Genomic DNA, 19,116 nt, shown 5'->3' with positions numbered 1-19,116 from the left:
ATATTATGAACACAGATAAAATAAAGCGATTACATGATAAAAAATATAGTATAATTGGTAAACTGACACCTCAAGAGATTATCAACTATTTTATAGACAGTGAGAACGAAGCTCTAAAATACCAATTTCAAGGTCATTTTTATCCGATGTGGCATTATGAAATTAAAGATGTGTTATCAAAGACTTTAAAAGGCATGGAAGCCGAAAAAATGATTGATACTTACTTTCATTTAGCTAGATTAAATAAATTTATAAAAGTGAAAGAAAACAATTACTCTTATTTATTAAAGGGGGTTGAAAAGAGCTTACATTTATTAGGAAAAGGGTATCATATAAGTACATCAAAGCCAAGTACTATATTTCTTCTATTTGGAGTTACGAGTAGTAATACTTCAGCTAAATTGTACGATACAGACTATACCGAATATTTGAATGCTTTTAACTTTTTTACAAAAATTAATTCGTACACAAGTTATCCTAGTTTGCGAAAAAAATTAAAGCCTGAATTATACTTAAAAGATTCACTGCTTTTAAAAAGAGCCCAAAAAATGACTTCTTTTTTTAATGATTTTGATTTTAATACAGCAGGAGCATTGGTGTTATTATTAGCCGATACTTCAATATCTTCAAAACAAGTGCTTTTAAAGTATCACACTACTGATTTAGATAGAAATATTGTTTGGCTTATTGGAAGTTTTTATAAAGATTTTAATACTACTGAAGCTAATGCACAACTTTTAAAAAACTTGTATAATCATTACCCTTCAGAATGGGTAGATGACTATGAATATCATTACTAAAAGAATGATGCCGATATTCGATTATCCACAAAAAACGATGTGTCATGTGAAAGTTAAACAAAACAATATATGACTTGTTTATGAGTCATTAAAGTTAATCAAGTGAGGTTGTTTGATGTTGTAGTTTAGTGAAATTAGCCGCTACTTAGATTTTAAAAATTTGTAGCGGCGTGTTGTTTATAAACTTAGAGCCTAAATAATTAAACGTAAACTTCTCTAACGACAACCATTCATAACTGTTTAATATAAAAGCTTATTTAAAACTCTTTGGGTTACGATTTATTTGTAGGTCGTTAATGGTGGCGTTTTCCCATTGTTTATTGTCTAATCCTAAGGCGGTATTAATTTGTTTTAATTTTTCAAGACCTTCAAGTTGATTGTCTTTTTTACAAGGAAATCCAAATTCAAACACCAATTGATTCTGTTGGTAAAATCCAAAGAGATAGGTTTTATAACCACAACTTACCCAATAAACAGCTGCTTTATACTTGCTATTCTTTTCATATAAAAATGTTTCAGATAAACTAGCTGTATAAACTTCATTAGAGGCATTGACACCAGAAAATATAATATTGCCTCGTTCGCTATAATAATCTTTTAAAAATAATTCGGTTGGTTGGTATAACAGCATACCATACATAAACGACTCACCCCAAAGCGTGTCTTTAAAAATGACAGTTTCCTCTTCATATATATTGGCATGTTCTTTACTGGTGTCTTTTTTGAAATCATTAAACTTTCCCATAAATGGAAATACTTGTTCAAGATTAGTAAATACATAGCTGTCATCATTGTTATCAATAATCCACTCGTTATTAAAAGGTGCTTTTTGTAACCAGCCTTTTAAGTTTTTGTTAGTAAGGTTTGCAACATCATCATCCCATTCCAATGGCTTTTTTGTGTTGCAAGACATAAAAGTGACTGTTATTATAAAAAGTAATATTACGGTTTTAGTGTTCATCTGTTTATATATTTTATGTGATTTATTTATTATGTATTGTAGTATCGTTTTTTTAGTTGTTAAAAACACCTTGTTTTTTGTGAATCCAGTTTTTAAAGTGTAGGTTATTGGTGTTGGTAATTTTGTTTCCTGTTTTTGGTATGCTAACCTTAAATGTAGTTTTTACCCATTCTTGAAAGTCTGGGTTTACAGATTCGTCGTCATCCTCATCATTCCATTGGGTTGCAGTTTTTGTCATATCAGCATTTCCTATTTCATCGTAGCCAATGGCAAGCAAGCATAAAAAATCAATAAATGTATTTGCTAGGATGAACAGCGCATCGCCTTCAGAGCCTAAATGCACAATTTTTTGACTGCCATCATCATCTATCCAAAAGGCATAAATGGAACCATCTGGACCGAACCCAAATACACCAAAACGGTCTGAAATAGCTGCATCATCAAACCAGCTCTTTATGCTATCTCCATCATCTTCTTGAAGTTCAAAACGGCCGCTGATAGGATAGCCGTTTTTATCAACCCAATCACACAATAATTTTAGTTCTGGTGGTAGTGTTATAGTTTTAGGAATTTCTTTATTAATGCGGGTGTATGTATCCATTTTTATAACGATTCATATTATTTTGAGTTCAAAATTAAGGAGGAAATGAAGCCTGTATATCCCTAAAAACAGTGATTTTAGTTATTGTAATTTCAAAGTTGAAATGCTAATAAATAACTTATATTTACACTAATAAAATTAATTTTTAATCCTGAAGCACACAGAGAATAATGAGAAATTCACTGGAAAATTACCTTACAGAAAGTGCGTTGTTAACACCTAAAGAAATAAGGGACTCTCTGTCTTTATTTGAAACAAAACAACTTAAAAAGAATGATTTTTTTGTGAGAACAGGCGAGGTGTGTAATTATATTGCTTTTATAAATAAAGGCGCTGTTAAAACATTTTCTTCAAACACTTTAGGCGATGAAACCATAACGTGTTTTAAGTTTGAAAATCAATTTATGACCTCTTATGAGAGCTTCATGGCTAGAACCCTGTCACACAAAAACATTCAAGCTATAGAGAATTGTGACTTACAGCTTATTTCTTATAAAAATTTCAAACAATTATTAGAGCGTATCCCTTCTTGGAAAACCTTGATAAGCGAACTACTAGAACAAGAATATTTAGAAAAGGAACGCTACCTCATGCATTTTAATAACCAAACGGCAAAGGCAAAATACATACAGTTGCTTGAAGCCAATCCAAAACTTATTTCGCGAACTAAAGTAGATGACTTAGCATCGTATTTAGGTGTTACTCAACGTACACTTACTAGAGTCAAGAAAGATATTTTTCAAGAAGTCAAATAGGACAAATGTCCTTATTCTGATAGTTTACTTGCCATACTTTTGCTAAAAAAACTTAACTAAATGAAAGCCGTAGCAAAAGATGTGTATCATATTCCGTTAATGCCTAGAAATGGTATAAATTGTTATATAATTGAAGGGGTGCTGATTGATTCGGGGATAAGGAGTTCTTATAAAAAAATAGCCAAAAGTGTCACTGATGTCCCGATACATTTGCATGCACTTACCCATGCTCATGCCGACCATCAGGGGTGTAGTAATGAAATTTGTAGTCAATTTAAAGTGCCCTTATATTGCCATGAAAAAGAAGTTGACAGAGCAGAGACTGGCTTAGCGACAAAAGATTATCCCGCAAGTCAAGGTATGATTGCAAAATTTCAACAAAAATATTGGGCAGGTAGAGGACAATTAGTTTCAAAAACACTCAAAGAAAACGATTACATTGAAAATTTTAGAGTAATTGAAACCCCAGGACATGCTGATGGACATCTCTCTTTTTTTAGGGAAAAGGATGGCGTGTTAATTCTAGGCGATGTCGCAACTAATATGAATTTATTAACCACCTTTACAGGGTTGCATTTACCACCAAGCATATTTACAACAAATCAAGAAGTTAACATCAATTCGTTGAAAAAATTAAAAGCATTACACCCTCAAATTATCTGTTTTGGGCATGGTCCTGTCTTGGCTAACAAAAATAAGCAATTTGAAACCTTTGTAGATAAACTTACCACCTGATTTGGTGGTAAGTTTTTTTATTCCATACGGGGTTTAATACCCCGAGGTTTCATTAGTAAGTGTTTAAAGCTTGAAAACGTGTTCTCATAAAATGCTCCGTGAGCTTGCTCTGAAGAAATTTACTATGTAACTCCAATGCTTTCTCATGTTCTTTATTGCTGGTATATTCATCGTCTTTTTTGGTATAGTTTAATAGCTTCATTTATAGGTTCTTAATTAATTGTGTGTTCATTTTTACCATTCTTACCAAAGCTATGAGGGTCTCACAGTTGTTGAGATTACTGTTTTTTGTTAAGAATTTCAATAATTATCATTTAACAATACTCTTATCAGCCTCTATATAGTCACAAATTTTTTCAAAGTTTAGCCATTGTTGCTGTTTACCATCATCGCCTATGATACTTTCTACTAATACTGGTTTAATCACACTTTTATAAGGCAGCGCTTTTTCATCTTGCCAATGACAATTTTTTTTGGCTTGGTAGTTTGATATTTGAAACCCCCAATAATCATCTGTAAGCAATACATTGGTGTGTAGGCTTTTAGCTTTTATGCTGCCGTGATTGTAGTAGGCTATAAAGTTGTTTGCGACGTATATGTTTTTGGCTACATAGATTTCACTACCCGAACAAATAAAATTTTTAGCATATACGTTTCCTAATACCACTAATGAGGTATTAACGTCTATTTCTGCATTAAGCAAAAGTGTATTTACTTTTAAATCGCCATTAATCACCAATGCATTTTCTGAAATGGCATCGAGATTTAACCTATCAAAAACAACATCGTGATTGTAATACAATGCTGTGGGTTCAGTGGCTTTAAAAATTGCATGACAAGAGGTGACATCTTGTGTGTTTTCGACAGGAAGTAAGTTTGCCATTTCACGAAGCATGTCTTCCATTTCTTTTCTTGCTTTTGGGCTACTGTTATGCTTATAGCCTTCAACTAGCGAAAGTGTTGGGAAGTTCGGGATTTCCTCCGTTAGTTTCACAAGATTTTCTATCTTCACTTCATTCTGTTTATTCTATGGTTAGTGAATAAATTATTTTAATTCATGCAATGCCCGTCAAGTATATCTTGCAAGCTAGGATTAAATGCATTTCTTTTAGCAGAAAAATGTATCGTTTCATTGCTTTGAGTTAGAAATGGGGTAAGAGCGCAAAAATCGTTTAATTCTTTATTGAGGTATATTTTTATTTCAGAACTATTCATGAGATTTTCAAGTGCATCAATATTAGTTAAACTGCTATTGCTAGCCACCAATAACTGTTTCACAGAATTTAGCTTGTTTAATCCGTTTATATTAGCCAAGTTTGGATTGCCTATTATAGAAAGTTGATTGCCAACCGACATCACGTTTTTAAGGCTAGCAATGTTGGAAAGGCTTAGATTGTCATTAATGTTTAAGGTTTCTGTAACCTCTGATAAATATTCCAGACCGTCTAACGATGTCAGTTCAAGATTGCTGTGTATTTGCAGGTTTTTTAAGGTTGTAATTTGTTCTAACCCATGAAGCGATTTTAAGGCATCATTATAATGTATGAGAATGCTGCCTTGTACGCGTTTTAAATGAGCTAACTCACTTAAATCTTCAACATCATCAGTATAGTGAATCACGAGGTTTCCACCAATAGATGTGTAGTTTTTTAAATCAGGATTATTTAAGTCTGCTTGAGAGCGAATTTCTAAATTGCCTTCTAAATGCGAATTGGTATTGATGGTGTCATCATCAGTACTACATGATATAAAAGCGATTATTGAAACAAGACATAGTAGGTGTTTTGACATTTTATTGAGTTTTAAGTGTAACTCAAAAATATGGTAAACACACATGTTAAAACTCCCTGAAAACAGGGATTTTTATAGCATTTTGTGTGTTACATTTTTTATGTATTTGTCAATGTAGTATCAAAATTACATTAATACATCTGTTTGCCAATTTTGGCTCGTATGGTCTTAACGTCATGTTCTGAAATTCCGTTTTCTTGAAGTTGTTTTAATACGCGTTGCTCATGTTCTTTAGTAAACTCCATGTCTAGATGGGGATCTAATAACCTCACCAACCTGATGTTTATGAAATTTTAAAGCATCTTGTTGGGTTTCTAAATGTATAGAAAGTCTAATAGTATTATTATGATTCATAAAAGTTTCTTGAATATTTAACGCTTTATCACAGTAGGTCTTAGAAATCCAATAGACGAGAGGCTTTAAATGATTGTCTATCTCACTTGTTCCCTAGTTTGATGCGCTTGGTGTTTTTGATATGTTTTGTCGGTTGAAGTTACCAATTTTTGTTAAATTTTAACAAGGAAATAAGCTGTTTATATATTGTCAATTAAAGTAATCTTATCAATGTTTTTAGGGTGCTTCATGCTAGTAGTTTTATTTAATTTTTTCGTAAAAATCATAGATTAAAAGAACGCTAGATCTAGGTGTTAAATCAAGACGTTTTAATGATAAAAGCTGTTGTTCGTTATAGTCTTTATAAAGTGTAGGCTTTATTGCTGTATGTGAAATTAACTGTAAGTCTTGGTTATATATTTTAATTGATACAGTGTTGTTTTGTTTGCTTAACAAAAAATATTGTTCTGATTCAAATCTAGTCATGCCGCTTAACCAAACCTCACCTTTTTGTAAATCACCATCTTTAAACACAGCTTTGTATTTTGGTTTGTTGTTGTGGTATTTAATGACCTCTCCATGTAACTGATCATATTTTTCTGAATATGATAGTAGTTTATTGTCTTTTAAATTATAAACAATAACCTCCTTTGTTGTTTTATCCTTGTATGTGGTAATGGTTTTAATGGTTTGGTAAGTATTGTTATGCGTTTTTACATCTGTATAGTTTGTTTCTTTAACTATGGTTCCGTTTTTATATACTTTTTCACCGTTAAATTTGTTAACAGCAACACCCTCAAAAGGCTTATCGTTTTTATATAAAAGGCGATAAGTTTTATTGGTTTTCTCATTATAGCTTGTTGCATAACCTTCTCGCTTTCCGTTTTTGTATAATACTTCTGAAATTTCTTTGCCTTCTTTGTTGTATTTAATCGTGTAGCCATCACGCGCACCGTGTTTATAGTTTTCTTCTTTTTGCTTAATATTTTTTGACTCATAAGACGTTCGGATGCCTCCCCATGTAATGAATTTTCCGTGTTTTTCCCCGTTTTTATAATACCCTTGTTTATGGATGGTTTTTTCATCTCCTGTATAATCTATATAAATACCGTGTTTTTTCCCATCTTTGACTTGAATTTTTCTATTGTTTTTATAATCATACACTGTACCAAACCACGGTTTTCCATTTTTAAAAATAGCTTTACACAATACATCTCCTTGTTTGGAATAAAAAGTTGATTCGCCATTGGCATTAACATCCTCACGAAGTACATTTACATATGTTTTTAAGCTTCTGTCATACACTCGCTGATATCGTTTTCCAGCAATGAATTGTCCATTTCTTTGCTTGCTAATCTCTTTAATAGCATCTGAATTTTCATAAAATTCATAAAAAGTCCCGGTGCTTGTTAAATAATTAAATGTTGAAATTTGCTCTCCGTTTTTATTATAAAAAACGCCTTTTTCTTTTTCAGCAGTATTTGGATTATAAAATAGTTCATATTGTTTGTTACCGTTGCTAAAATAAAACGTGTACTTTAGGGGGGCTTCGTTTTCGTCATATAGTATATGTTGCTTAAAACGCTTATCCTTTATGTAATCAAAAGTTGTTTTTTGTGTTTTTTTATAGTTTTTAAAAGTGGTTTTACCTGCAATTCGTTGTTTAAGGTCTTGAGTTACCAAAGTCCCTTCAATAGGCAATGGTGTATATTCGCCAGTTTCTAGTCTGTCTGGAAAATATCTACCTTTTCTTAAGCCTACTTTTAAGGTTGCAATGGGGTTGCCAAGGGTATCGTGGTAGGTAATTACTGAATCTTTTAGGGTAGAGAACAGCTTCCTAGAGTTTATATAAGGGATGGTTGCCTTTATAGGAAAACCATTTTTATAGGTAATAATTTGATTGTATTTATTACGAACGGTACCATTTAATTCGTTGCCTTTTTTGGTGAATTCACCTATTTTTTTGCCATCATCAGTATAGCTGATGGTTTTAACAATCTCGAAATCGTCATAAAAATTTTCACGGATTAATACGCCACCATTATATTCTTCGTCTTTTATAAGATATTGATTATCGTAAGTTTCAATTTTTTCAATTGTTTTTCCGTCAGGGTAGAATGTATATCGCTTTCCGTGAAAATAAAGCAACCTGTCTAGCTCACCTTCATATCGTAGTTTACCCATGACTTTGCCTTTTTCATTATAATAGGTTTTAACTTTTTGAATGGTGTCAAAATTGCTACGCTTTTTTCCGTTAGGGTAATATGCATGAGCGTACAGAGGGTAGCCGTTTTTTACTGTAGTCACTACTTTAGGACGCATGGGTTTGTTGTAATAGCTAACATCTATACCATGCTCGTTGCCATTGTTAGACAGATGATAAGAACCCAATTGCTTACCGTTAGTATCGTAATACTTTTTTTTATGAATACTCCCTTTCTTATAATAACTTTCTTTACGTGCGCCTTTTTTGTTGGTGTCATATAGTATTTCTTTTATGTGATGGTTATCCTTATAAGTAATCTCACGGATGTTATAAATGCAATCATCATCAGCACCAGCTTCTTTAATATATTTAACCCCAGCTACTGTTTCATTAGTATTGTTATCGTCGCAATCGTCATATCTATAATAGGTGCTTACACCGTTTAGCTTGTTGTTTTTATAAGTTTCTGTTTGCATTACTTTACCATCAGGTTGATACCAAGTAGCAGTACCTTCTAAATGCACAGAATCTTTAAATTTTGAAAGCCCTGTCATTTGTAAGTTACCGTTTATATAGTAATCATTTATGCGGTATAGGTTGCGTTTTTCTTTTTTTGCAGGCGGCCTGTAAAAATGGGCTTTGTCTTTTGTTGTTTTGTTCCATCCGCCATCAAACCATAAGGTGTCTTGCTGTGCAAAAGAGGTGGCAGTAAAAAGTGTTATTAGGAGGGTTGTTATAGGTAATTTCATATATGTAGATTCAAAATAAATAATTAGTTTAATATTACGATGTTATTCGCATATAAGCTGTTGTAAAGTTCATTAAACAGTTTTACAGCCCAAAAATAGCGTTCGGGTTGATTGCTTAATATGAGTTCCATCTCATCGTTTTTTTTTGAAAAGAACACCAGATAACCTGCTGAATATGATTTGTAATAAAACATATCAAGACCAACTTTTATGCCTAACATTGGGAATATATCTTCTTTTACATTTTCTTGATTAAGATGACGTACATAAAACTCAAAAGGTTGACTAGGGAATTTATGCGCCTCTTCATACGAGCAGGTAGCAAACCAATCGTCGCTTATAATTTTACGAAGTTTTTTATGATTGATTTGCGGGTAATAAAACTCTAAATTTTCTAGTCCTCTTAAGGTGCGTTCCCACATACGTTGTAACGGATTATCTGGTTTTAAGAGCAAACTGCTGTAATTACTGTTATTAATAAAATGTTGATGTGTTTCTTGTTCTTTACATTTGCTATCAGTGGCTAGGGTATATTGTATAAAAAGTTCATTCGGCTTGTTTCCGTCCCATAGAAGTGAACTTTCTTCATCCTTGTTTTTGATTTCTATTAAGTAGGTTTTTTTGGGCTTGCTAAAAAGTCGTTTTAGCGGATTTCTATATGCGTCTTTATCATCTTTTAAAACTTCTACGAGTTCTTCTAAATTATTATAAAACCAGTAATTAGTGCGGTTTTGTAATAGATAGCTGTTTAAAATTCTAAAAAAGTTGTTGTAGCTAATAAATCTATCTAAAAAAATACTAGGTGCTTTATTTTGCTTTTCTTGATAGCGTAGAGGAAGTAGTTGAAAGGAATCTTTTATAGGAATAGAGGTATCTTCTATTACATCAGAAACTTTAAAATAGGGCTGCTTTAAGCATAAACTGTGTAGCTCTGTTAAATCACTAAAAGCTACGGGTAAAAATACGATATCGTCACCATTAGTATTAATAACCAGCACTTTTTGTTGGTGTGTTTCAAACAATGTGTTTAGGTAATCATAAACAACCGTTTCATCAGGCTCTTGGTCATACTCGTTATCACTATAAGAAACTTTCTCTTGATGAAAAAAGGTGTAAATATCTAATGAATCATAGTAATCAAGCGTATAATTGTTTATATGAATAAGTTCTAATTCTTCAAGCTTTTCTATAATAAAACAAGTGATTTTTTCAGATCTTGTTAGCTTCCACTCAGGGTATTCTATTTCAAGAGTACATTTTTTTCTGTTATAAAAAATGGCTTCTAAATCATTCATTAAATCTGAGGTAAACTGTGACTTAAAAAGAAGTCTGCAAATGCTATTTAGCGAATTCAAGTGCTCTTTTATAGTGTTCATTAAACCAATCATTTAATATCAAAAGCAAAAATGAAGCAAATAATTGACCTGTATATCCCTGTTTATAGGGAAATGATTAGAACGTGATTTTAGTTTGTAGCCAATTATAATATGTGTGCATAAATTTTTTCTTAACACTAAAAAGCTTCAGTCTTACAGGGATGCATATCTTGATTGTTACGGTTCTTTTACCGTAAAAAGACCTTTTGTACTGTAAAGATGATAGGTACAGACTCTTGAAAGAAGATAGAATTAAAGACATTTTGAGGTGGAACGTGTTCGAACGTTAACTTTTTCATTTATAAAGAAATAATACAAAATATCGTTAATGTTGACTTTTGATTATCATTATTGTTTTTCCCAAATATTCAGTTAGCATCTTACTTAATAATTGACAAATTCAAGATTTTTATTCTATATACTATTGAACAGAAGCCTTGTATTTCAAATCAATACGATGATTACTATAGGATACATTCATACAATATTTCCGAAAAATAAACGTCGCAAAATATTTTTCGGAAAAGGGACGGCATAAAGCTACTTCTTTTCCCTCTGCTGTTTATTCCGTTTCCTTTCCGCTCCAAAATTTTGTCTTCCGTTTGGGCTATGCTCAAATATTGTTTAATCTAAAATTTCATTATCATGGAAACAAAAGCAAAATCAAACGGAACGGTAAAAAAAGTAAATGCTACCGTTAAAAAGGAAGTACAAAAGAAGCTGACCAATGAAGCTATTGGAAAAACCGCTACCAAAGAGAAAAATGCAATCATTGAAAATCCTGTTGTTAACTTGGACGACCGTATCCAAAAATTTGAGAAGCTTCGAGGATTGGCCAATCAACGTGAAAGACTTACTGAAACCTTGAACGAGCTGACGAAATTCAATTACAACCAAGACGGCTCAAATTCCTTTTACATTAGGGATTCTCGTAACTTGGAATTCAAGACCACCAACTCTAATCTTATCAAGTTAGTGACTAATCATTTACAATCCACTCTGGAACAGCGTAAATCGGAAATCGAGGAACAGATTGTACAATTTGAACTTTAATGAGACCAATGCTCTCAAATGTGAAAGCCTGCTCGCAAGAGTAGGCTTTCTTTTTTTTGCAATCCTTAAGTCAAGTCATCCACTGTGGCCTCAGGAGCATTTTTCTTGACCGATGCAATACCATTTTCCATGGCACTGTTTGAGGAATACATCTCACTGGTACCGATAACTTGTCCATTGGAGGCTTTTAGGTTAAAGTAAGGTTTTCCGCTTTTGGACTCCATCCGTTCATATTTGCTGTCGTCTTGGGAGTTCTTTCTAACGGATTCAATACCGTTGGTACAGCCGGTCTTGGCCTTATAGCCTTCACTGGCCAAAACATTCTGACCGTTGGCAGCTTTTAGACGAAAACGGAATTCACCGCCCTTGTCCGTGTAAATCTCAAATTTTTGCATAAGTAATGGTTTTGTGATTAATGCTAAAAAGGTATCAAAAAAATTCGACCTATACCAATCGGACATAATCTATGGATACCTTGGGAGACGAACGGTTTTATCAAAAAGATGGATGAACAGGATGATAAATAATTTGCCTTCTATACTCTATTAACAATAAGATATTAACGAAAACACCTCAGGTTTAGAACATTTAGTTTTATTTGGGCGCGCCACTCGCTATATGCTGTCCGAAAATTGGTAGTTTAAAAGGTAAACCCATTTTCATAACCCGTTCAGCACATTCCCCTACATTCCGACAAGCTACACTCCGGGAAAAGAGCTGCACTCAAAAAAGGTCTTGGACACACCCTAATCCCTGTCCCTCCCGTTATGTTCCTTCCGTTCCGTACACTGGAACGGAACACTCCACTTGCCACTACGGGAATCGAGGCAAGTCCGCTTTAAATCGGAAGGTCAAAGCCCCGGTTTTCTTAACAGCATTCACGGCAAAGTCTACTTAGGGCTTTGCTCGCTCATACTTAAAAACCGAACCTTTGCCCCACACATTTTAAGGGGTTTATAATGGATATAGCCTTTGTTGTTTTTCGGGGCATCGAAAAACAGGTAGTGCATAACCAATTCTAATATAACCCCATTTGCTTTTCTCGCTTAACTGCCTGTACGCTCGAACACAAACGGGCTTAAAAGAATCGCTAATGCCCTTATGGAACTTGTCAAGACTGTACAAAGTTTCAGTGAAAAATAAGGTTTCTACTTCCTTGAAAACCCAAGGGTTTTACTACGTCGCAGACACTCCTGATTTATTCCCTGAAAATCTTGACAAAACCCACTCCATCCATTGTGCTATGCACGAAAGAAATCAAACAAACACCCCTTAAAATTCAATTGAATTCAAATCCAAAGGGGATTTATTAACCCTGTCTGCCGATAAGGCGGACTTTTAAAACAATGTATTATGAGTACTATTAAAAATCACGTACAGTTAATCGGAAATGTTGGACAGGAACCAACCATTACGAACCTTGAAAGCGGTAAAAAAGTAGCTCGCTTATCCTTGGCTACCAACGAAAACTACAAAAACACCAATGGTGAAAAGCAAACGGACACCAATTGGCACACTGTTGTTGCTTGGGGCAAAACCGCTGACATCATCGAAAAATATGCCGAAAAAGGCAAGGAAATAGGCATCGTGGGCAAGTTAAAGACACGTACCTACACCACAAATGATGGTAACCAACGCTATGTTACCGAAGTGGTAGCCGATGAAATCCTATTAATGGGCAACAAGTAAACAAAAACAAAGAGGGCACTAAAACCAGTTTTCAATTAGTGCGTGCCCTCTTTTTTCATCATTAACCCTAAATAGAAAAACAATGAAATACAAAGTTAACGAAATACAGATAAGTTATCGCGAAAAGGTAAGTACATTGAAATCCGACCCAATTAAAAGCTCGGAGCATGCTGCAAAACTACTTTATAAGAATTGGGACAAAAACACCATTGGACTGCACGAAACCTTTAAAATCCTGTTATTAAACAACTCCAACAGGGTCAAAGGGATATATCCTCTTTCGACCGGGGGCATCACAGGTACTTTGGTGGATGTGCGCATCCTATTTGCCATTGTACTGAAGACTCTTTCCGTTGGGATTTTGCTTGCCCATTGCCACCCCTCGGGTAAATTGAAACCCAGTGAAGCAGACAAAAGGCTTACCGATAAGATAAAACAGGTGGCACAGCTTTTTGATGTTTCGGTACTCGACCATATCATCCTTGCACCTGACGGAAGCTATTACAGTTTTGCGGATAATGGCGAACTATAAAACACATATGATGAAAGATACGGAAAAAACAGCGTTTGAAATCTGGTTGGATGACGGGCAGGACCTCGGGGATTACCCCGATGGTTTCAATCCCGATTTATACGACCTATAACACTTTGAAAAATGATACATCTCAATTATAACAACCTCGACGATGAGACCCAACAACGGTTGCTATCGCTGTCAAAAAAAGACATTGAAAAGCGCTTTGGGGAGCAACTTAGGAACTATGCGAGGGAACACGTAGTAAATTACGATTCTCTATTGGAAGAAGAAGCGATACGGAATCTATACAATTATAAGTATGTTTTCAAAATCTGAACAACAAATAGCACCAATCAAGCCCACCAAATATGATGGGCTTTTTTTATGTGTGATTCCTTTAAAATTGTATCTTTAGGAAGCAGTAACTCACTGTTTTTGGTCATTGTTTTATTCTGATTTGACTTTCCTATAATGACCATTTCATAAATAAAAACTTGGCATCCGACCTTGGTGGGATGTCTGAAAATTTTGGTTCGCCTTGGGCGAACGAAATCGAAGAGCAAGAGGGTAACACGCAGAGCGGTGTTACGGGTGTTTGTTTGTATATAAAGTGTTGTTAATCAGTGGCTTATAAATAGGTAAGTAATTGATACTCAATAACTTTTACAGTAAATACCGCCGGAACGCCCATAAACAGGCAGTTTTTTACAGTAAAAATGGAAGACCATTATCAAAAATATCGGTTTTCCGCTATCAGTATCAAAAAAGAGATAGCGGTACGTTTCCGGAAATTTTCCCGGGAGATTTCCCAGTCGCATACAGAGACCTTGGAAGACATGCTCAACTTTTTTGAATGGAACAGCCTTTCTCCTAAAGACAATCTCGGAGTGAAATCCGATGGTACAAAAAAACGTATCAATGCCCTGATTGCTATTGTTAGAAATATCGAAAAACAACAGACCCTACCCACCAAAGCGATGCTGGATATTCTTTTTCAGGAAATATCCCAAATGGAAAATGACGAAGAAAGAGAACTTGAAGAAGATTTTGATTTTGAAATGCCTGAGGCTTTTACACGGGACAAGGAATTGGAACATTACCGGAACCGTTACGAGGAGATGCAACAACAGCTTAGTCGGTATAAAAACCTAGTGATGGAATTGTTGGAACAACTAACCTATGTAAAGGGAACTTTTGGTAAAGGGCACTATAGGCTGGATATGGACAAGAAGGAATTTGAAAATTTTAAAAAAGGATTGAACAATGTACATCACCATCACCGCGCAAAAAACTGAAGGGAACTATGCCCAAAGTGCCACCGATTTTGTGGACTATCTCGAAAAGGAAAACGAGGGAAAACCGCTTCCCGAGATGGAACATTTCTTTGACCAGTATGAAGATAATATTTCCGCTGAAGAAGTTGTCAAGGAAATTGATGGGAACACGGCCAAACTCAAAAAGAAAGAGCCTAAGTTCTATTCCATTACCCTGAATCCAAGCCAAAGGGAACTGAGAGCCATTGGGGATTCTCCCGAAGCCCTGAGACGCTATACCCGCGAAACGATGAAAGAATATGCCAAGGCTTTTAACCGTGAAATTGATGGAAAACCTGTAAATGTAGATGATATTAAGTATTACGCTAAGGTGGAACGGCAACGCACCTTTAAGGGGACGGATAAACAGATACGGGAAAACCAACCTTATGCCACCAAAATTTTGGAATTGAAACAAGATATCCGAAATATTGAGGGTGAGGAACGTACCGGAAACATCAAAAAACTGAAAAAGGAAATCCAACGTTTGGAAAAAGAAGCCCCACACCAACTTGACGGGAAACGTATTGTTAGGGGAATGGCCAAACCCGGACCACAGAGCCATATCCATATTATCGTGAGCCGTAAGGATGCATCCAACCGTTACAGCCTCTCTCCGGGGAGCAAGCACAAAGCTTCAAAAGTGGAAATGCATGGTAAAATAGTTAAACGTGGCTTTGATCGGGACACCTTTGTTAAAAATGCGGAAAAAAGCTTTGACAAGATGTTCGGATACAAACGGAACTATGTGGAGACCTATAAAGCCCGAAAAACATTTTTAAAAGATCCTAAACTTTATTTTTCCATGATAACAAAGTTACCAACCAACAAAAAGGCTGTAGCCTTTAAATTACTTCAAAAGTCTGGAGTAAATACCACCTTGTTGAGTATTCCAACAAATAAACTTCAACTTACTATTAAAGCTATTAATAAACTGAAAAAAGGTATCGGTAAAGCCATTGAATCTGGCTCCATTGGAATATGAACTGGCAGCTCGAACATATCATTTTGTATATAGTGATACCCATATTGTTTGTGGGGACGGTATTGTATGGACTGCTGAGTGGTGATAAAGCGGTACAATCGGATAAGAAATACAAGGTGCATTTCAAACTAAAGAACGGCAGCTTCAAAGTGGACAATATCCGCAGGGGTGCTTCGGTCATCGGTTCGGCGGGAAGCGGCAAAACCGAAAGCGTGGTGTATAATTATTTGCAGCATTTTAGCAAATATGGTTTTTGCGGTGTCATCCACGATTATAAGAATTTTGAGCTAACCGAAATTGCTTATCCTTTGTTCAAGGAGAGTAAGGTCAAGTTTTATGTTATTGCCTTTGACGATATCCATTACCGGGTGAACCCCATTGCCCCAAAATACCTACCCAACGAGGAAAGTGTCAATGAAGTGTCCCGGGTGTTGATGGAAAACTTGTTAGAACATAACCTCTCCGAAAATACCGGTAGCAACAAATTCTTTTCCGATGCCGTGGAAGGGTTGTTGAGCGGTATGATCTGGAAAATGAAGACCGCTTATCCCGATTACTGTACCTTACCCCATATCATTGCACTTTTTCAATCACTCAATACAAAAAAACTGGTCGCTTTTTTGAAATCGGATTTGACTTCCCAAAGTATGGCGAGTGCCTTTATCAATGGGATAGAATCGGAAAAGCAGACCGCTGGTGTGAAAAGTACCCTTGCCAACGCCTTTAAAAAAATCAGTTCCCAAAAACTGTTCTACGTACTGTCAAAGGACGAAGTCCCCCTAGATATCAATAACCCGGAACATCCTGCGGTTATTTCTTTGGTCAACAACCCGAAATACGATTCGGCATATTCCCCTGTGATAGCTATGGTCATGCATACCATCATCAAACAGATGAGCGTTCGTAATCGAAAATCTTCATTTCTGCTAATGGAAGAAGCTCCGACCCTGAAACTCCCCAATATGCACCGAATACCTGCTACGCTCCGTAGTTATGATATTTGTACTGTATATGTGATGCAAGACAAGGTGCAAAATGATTTGCTGTACGGAGACAAAGCCAGTAAGGCCATTTTGAGCAATCTTTCTTATCAGTTTTTCGGGAAGGTCAATGACCCGGACACCGCCAAATACTACGAACGCTTTTTTGAGATCATCAAGACTCCGACCAAGAGCATCAGTAAAAGCAGTGGTATGAGTTTTGAAAGTCGTATTACCAAAGGAGAACGTGAAGTGTCTAAACGCAGAGCGGATATATTTTTTAAGTTAAAACAGGGGGAGTTTATCGCTTTTGCAGATGGAAAAGATAAAAAGATAAGGTTTAGGTTGCAGCCTATTCAAAAGGAGAGACCCAAACAGGAAAATCATTTTTCAGTTACAGATCTCTCTGTACATTTTCAACAGGTCCATAGAAAAGTACAATCAGTACTTAAAGTATCCTAAATTTTTATTTTGTTAGTGGAGGTCATCTCTGAATTTTTTACTATAGTCATTTGAACCTAAGCTAATTTCATCATACCTTCTTTAAGATATTTATTTTCTATTGAGTATTTTCATATTAAATGGTTATTGTTTTAATTTGCCTATTCTTTAAGTAAGAATATCTTTATTTCAAAATTATTTAAATATTATGGCTTCAGGTTTTTTTGCAATTCTCGATGATATCTCAGCTTTGATGGATGATGTAGCTTCTATGAGTAAAATCGCTACTAAAAAAACTGCTGGTATTTTGGGAGACGATCTGGCAGTAAATGCACAGAAAGCAACTGGTTTTCTGGCTAACAGGGAATTGCCGGTGCTTTTGGCTATTACAAAAGGTTCTTTTTTAAACAAACTCATTATTCTCCCGATAGCCTTTTTGTTAAGTGCTTATCTGCCTGCTGCAATTACGGTTATTTTAATTCTCGGTGGAATTTATCTGGCTTATGAAGGTGTTGAAAAAATTTATGAATATATATTTCCTCATCACGATACACAACATGAAAAGTTAATCACTTCTGTTTCCGAAGCAGAGCTTCCACAACTAGAAAAACAACGAGTTAAGCAAGCTGTTTTAACTGATTTTATTCTGTCTATTGAAATTGTAATTATCGCTTTAGGGACAGTCATTAAAGAGCCTCTTATAGATAGGATTTTGGTGGTTACTATTGTTGCTATTATTGCTACCATAGGGGTTTACGGTATAGTAGCATTAATTGTAAGAATGGACGATTTTGGTTATAAATTAATCTGGCTTAACGACCATGAACATAGCTTTTCTGATAAAATAGGTAGATTTCTGGTTCAAGCCCTTCCTATAGTAATTAAAATATTGTCTGTTGTTGGAACTTTGGCATTATTGCTGGTCTCGGGTGGAATTTTTAGTCACAACATTGAATATTTTCATCATTTATTCCCAGGCACACCCCAAGTAATAAAGGATTTTATTTTTGGGATAGTTGTTGGGTTTATAGCATTGATATTGATGATGTTGTTTAAGAAAATCTTTTTAAAAAAATAAAACTCATTTTTAGAGTTTTATTACAGGGGGGCATTTCGAGTTTAATACATATCTTGTATCTATTCAAAGTATAATTTTTATTTTAGGTATAATATTTGATATAGCTTCAAATAAAAAATAAATGTTCGAAAAGTTTAAATGGAGGGTGACAAATGAAATTATTTCTCTTGAAAATTTGGATCCCATATACCAAAAAATATTACTGAACTATGATAATGAAATAAAATTGGAATATTGTGTCAGTAAACTCTTTAGGGTAAAGCATGATTTAAAAAGAACAGCTTCTTCAAAAGAAAAGAAGTACCTGAAAGAATTGGAAAAATCACTAGATAAAGAAATTCAGATTTTAAAGACTGAAATAGTCAATTAATCCTTTTAAAAACTTTTTGCATTTTTCGTTTAAAAAGTCAGGTTATATTAGCTGTAATTAAAAATACGTAGACTGTCTGGATAGTATTTATACTCTGCATTATTGTCTTTATAGTCCTCGACCTAGGGGTGTTTAATAAGAACCCACATGTTATATTTTCGGATAGCATTTTGAACTTTATAGATAATTCAAAATTCAATTTTTTCTTTATCAAATACTTTTTGAAGTTCACCCAAAATAGGGGAAAAATATGAGGTTTCTTTATTTTTTACCTCTAAATAAATTAATTCCCCTTACTGACATTCCATTTTTTAGTTGTTCCTTGGATTTTTCAATTCTCTTATTTATTAGGTATTGTTTTGGTGTTAAAGCATAATGTTTTT

General features: G+C 34.6%; 18 protein-coding genes. 11 read left to right on the top strand and 7 right to left on the bottom strand.

The genetic code is table 11. The features are described 5' to 3' along the window. Positions 1 to 5 precede the first annotated feature (5 nt). Entirely contained in the window at positions 6 to 800 is a 795-nt protein-coding gene (locus tag LCI24_RS12760; RefSeq protein ID WP_274640725.1) for a hypothetical protein, read from the top strand. Positions 801 to 1,053: 253 nt separating this feature from the next. On the opposite strand, the gene LCI24_RS12755 is transcribed toward LCI24_RS12760, so the two are convergent. Beyond that, entirely contained in the window at positions 1,054 to 1,713 is a 660-nt protein-coding gene (locus tag LCI24_RS12755; RefSeq protein WP_274640724.1) for a hypothetical protein, read from the bottom strand. 100 nt (positions 1,714 to 1,813) lie between these two features. Further along, positions 1,814 to 2,362 carry an SMI1/KNR4 family protein gene (locus LCI24_RS12750; protein ID WP_274640723.1) on the bottom strand — a complete coding sequence of 183 codons (549 nt, stop codon included), beginning with the start codon at positions 2,360 to 2,362 and terminating at the stop codon, positions 1,814 to 1,816. A 170-nt stretch (positions 2,363 to 2,532) separates the two neighbouring features. Here LCI24_RS12750 and LCI24_RS12745 point away from each other — a divergent pair, with 170 nt between their 5' ends. Together LCI24_RS12745 and LCI24_RS12740 are read left to right on the top strand one after the other, a co-directional pair. Further along, entirely contained in the window at positions 2,533 to 3,117 is a 585-nt protein-coding gene (locus tag LCI24_RS12745) for a Crp/Fnr family transcriptional regulator (RefSeq protein WP_274640722.1), read from the top strand. Between the two features lie 60 nt (positions 3,118 to 3,177). Then, positions 3,178 to 3,852 (top strand): MBL fold metallo-hydrolase, encoded by a 675-nt coding sequence (locus LCI24_RS12740; protein ID WP_274640721.1) that lies wholly within the window; start codon positions 3,178 to 3,180, stop codon positions 3,850 to 3,852. A gap of 310 nt (positions 3,853 to 4,162) precedes the next feature. Here LCI24_RS12740 and LCI24_RS12735 read toward each other — a convergent pair whose 3' ends face one another. From LCI24_RS12735 to LCI24_RS12720, 4 genes are all read right to left on the bottom strand, one after another. Next, a complete protein-coding gene (locus LCI24_RS12735; RefSeq protein WP_274640720.1) occupies positions 4,163 to 4,864 on the bottom strand; it encodes a hypothetical protein in 702 nt (233 codons plus the stop codon). Positions 4,865 to 4,902: 38 nt separating this feature from the next. Then, complete coding sequence (locus tag LCI24_RS12730) at positions 4,903 to 5,643, bottom strand: hypothetical protein (RefSeq protein ID WP_274640719.1); 741 nt, start codon at positions 5,641 to 5,643, stop codon at positions 4,903 to 4,905. Positions 5,644 to 6,237: 594 nt separating this feature from the next. Beyond that, positions 6,238 to 8,931 (bottom strand): toxin-antitoxin system YwqK family antitoxin, encoded by a 2,694-nt coding sequence (locus LCI24_RS12725; protein ID WP_274640718.1) that lies wholly within the window; start codon positions 8,929 to 8,931, stop codon positions 6,238 to 6,240. A gap of 23 nt (positions 8,932 to 8,954) precedes the next feature. Further along, positions 8,955 to 10,226, bottom strand: coding sequence for a hypothetical protein (locus LCI24_RS12720; RefSeq protein ID WP_274640717.1), 1,272 nt, complete (start codon positions 10,224 to 10,226; stop codon positions 8,955 to 8,957). A gap of 726 nt (positions 10,227 to 10,952) precedes the next feature. Between LCI24_RS12720 and LCI24_RS12715 the strand changes: the two genes are divergently transcribed. Further along, positions 10,953 to 11,360 carry a hypothetical protein gene (locus LCI24_RS12715; RefSeq protein ID WP_274640716.1) on the top strand — a complete coding sequence of 136 codons (408 nt, stop codon included), beginning with the start codon at positions 10,953 to 10,955 and terminating at the stop codon, positions 11,358 to 11,360. A 65-nt stretch (positions 11,361 to 11,425) separates the two neighbouring features. Here LCI24_RS12715 and LCI24_RS12710 read toward each other — a convergent pair whose 3' ends face one another. Next, complete coding sequence (locus LCI24_RS12710) at positions 11,426 to 11,755, bottom strand: YegP family protein (RefSeq protein ID WP_274640715.1); 330 nt, start codon at positions 11,753 to 11,755, stop codon at positions 11,426 to 11,428. 958 nt (positions 11,756 to 12,713) lie between these two features. Here LCI24_RS12710 and LCI24_RS12705 point away from each other — a divergent pair. The 7 genes from LCI24_RS12705 (at position 12,714) to LCI24_RS12670 (ending at position 18,733) form a co-directional block, all read left to right on the top strand. Then, the gene (locus LCI24_RS12705) at positions 12,714 to 13,049 is read left to right on the top strand and encodes a single-stranded DNA-binding protein (RefSeq protein ID WP_274640714.1); all 336 of its coding nucleotides are present in this window, start codon (positions 12,714 to 12,716) and stop codon (positions 13,047 to 13,049) included. 82 nt (positions 13,050 to 13,131) lie between these two features. Continuing rightward, positions 13,132 to 13,581 carry a JAB domain-containing protein gene (locus LCI24_RS12700; protein WP_274640713.1) on the top strand — a complete coding sequence of 150 codons (450 nt, stop codon included), beginning with the start codon at positions 13,132 to 13,134 and terminating at the stop codon, positions 13,579 to 13,581. A gap of 701 nt (positions 13,582 to 14,282) precedes the next feature. After that, positions 14,283 to 14,861 (top strand): BfmA/BtgA family mobilization protein, encoded by a 579-nt coding sequence (locus LCI24_RS12690; protein WP_274640711.1) that lies wholly within the window; start codon positions 14,283 to 14,285, stop codon positions 14,859 to 14,861. After that, positions 14,830 to 15,864: a MobB family relaxase gene (mobB, locus tag LCI24_RS12685; protein WP_274640710.1), complete on the top strand. Its 1,035-nt coding sequence runs from the start codon at positions 14,830 to 14,832 to the stop codon at positions 15,862 to 15,864. The genes LCI24_RS12690 and mobB overlap by 32 nt, the downstream gene beginning before the upstream one ends. Next, positions 15,861 to 17,306 (top strand): type IV secretory system conjugative DNA transfer family protein, encoded by a 1,446-nt coding sequence (locus LCI24_RS12680; protein ID WP_274640709.1) that lies wholly within the window; start codon positions 15,861 to 15,863, stop codon positions 17,304 to 17,306. The genes mobB and LCI24_RS12680 overlap by 4 nt, the downstream gene beginning before the upstream one ends. 187 nt (positions 17,307 to 17,493) lie before the next feature. Next, complete coding sequence (locus tag LCI24_RS12675) at positions 17,494 to 18,363, top strand: DUF808 domain-containing protein (RefSeq protein ID WP_274640708.1); 870 nt, start codon at positions 17,494 to 17,496, stop codon at positions 18,361 to 18,363. 121 nt (positions 18,364 to 18,484) lie between these two features. Beyond that, a complete protein-coding gene (locus LCI24_RS12670; RefSeq protein ID WP_274640707.1) occupies positions 18,485 to 18,733 on the top strand; it encodes a hypothetical protein in 249 nt (82 codons plus the stop codon). The last annotated feature ends 383 nt before the right edge of the window (positions 18,734 to 19,116 follow it).

This window comes from Tenacibaculum larymnensis (assembly GCF_028829235.1).
GTDB classification, from domain to species: domain Bacteria; phylum Bacteroidota; class Bacteroidia; order Flavobacteriales; family Flavobacteriaceae; genus Polaribacter; species Polaribacter larymnensis.
This window is presented reverse-complemented; position numbering and strand designations above follow the sequence as displayed.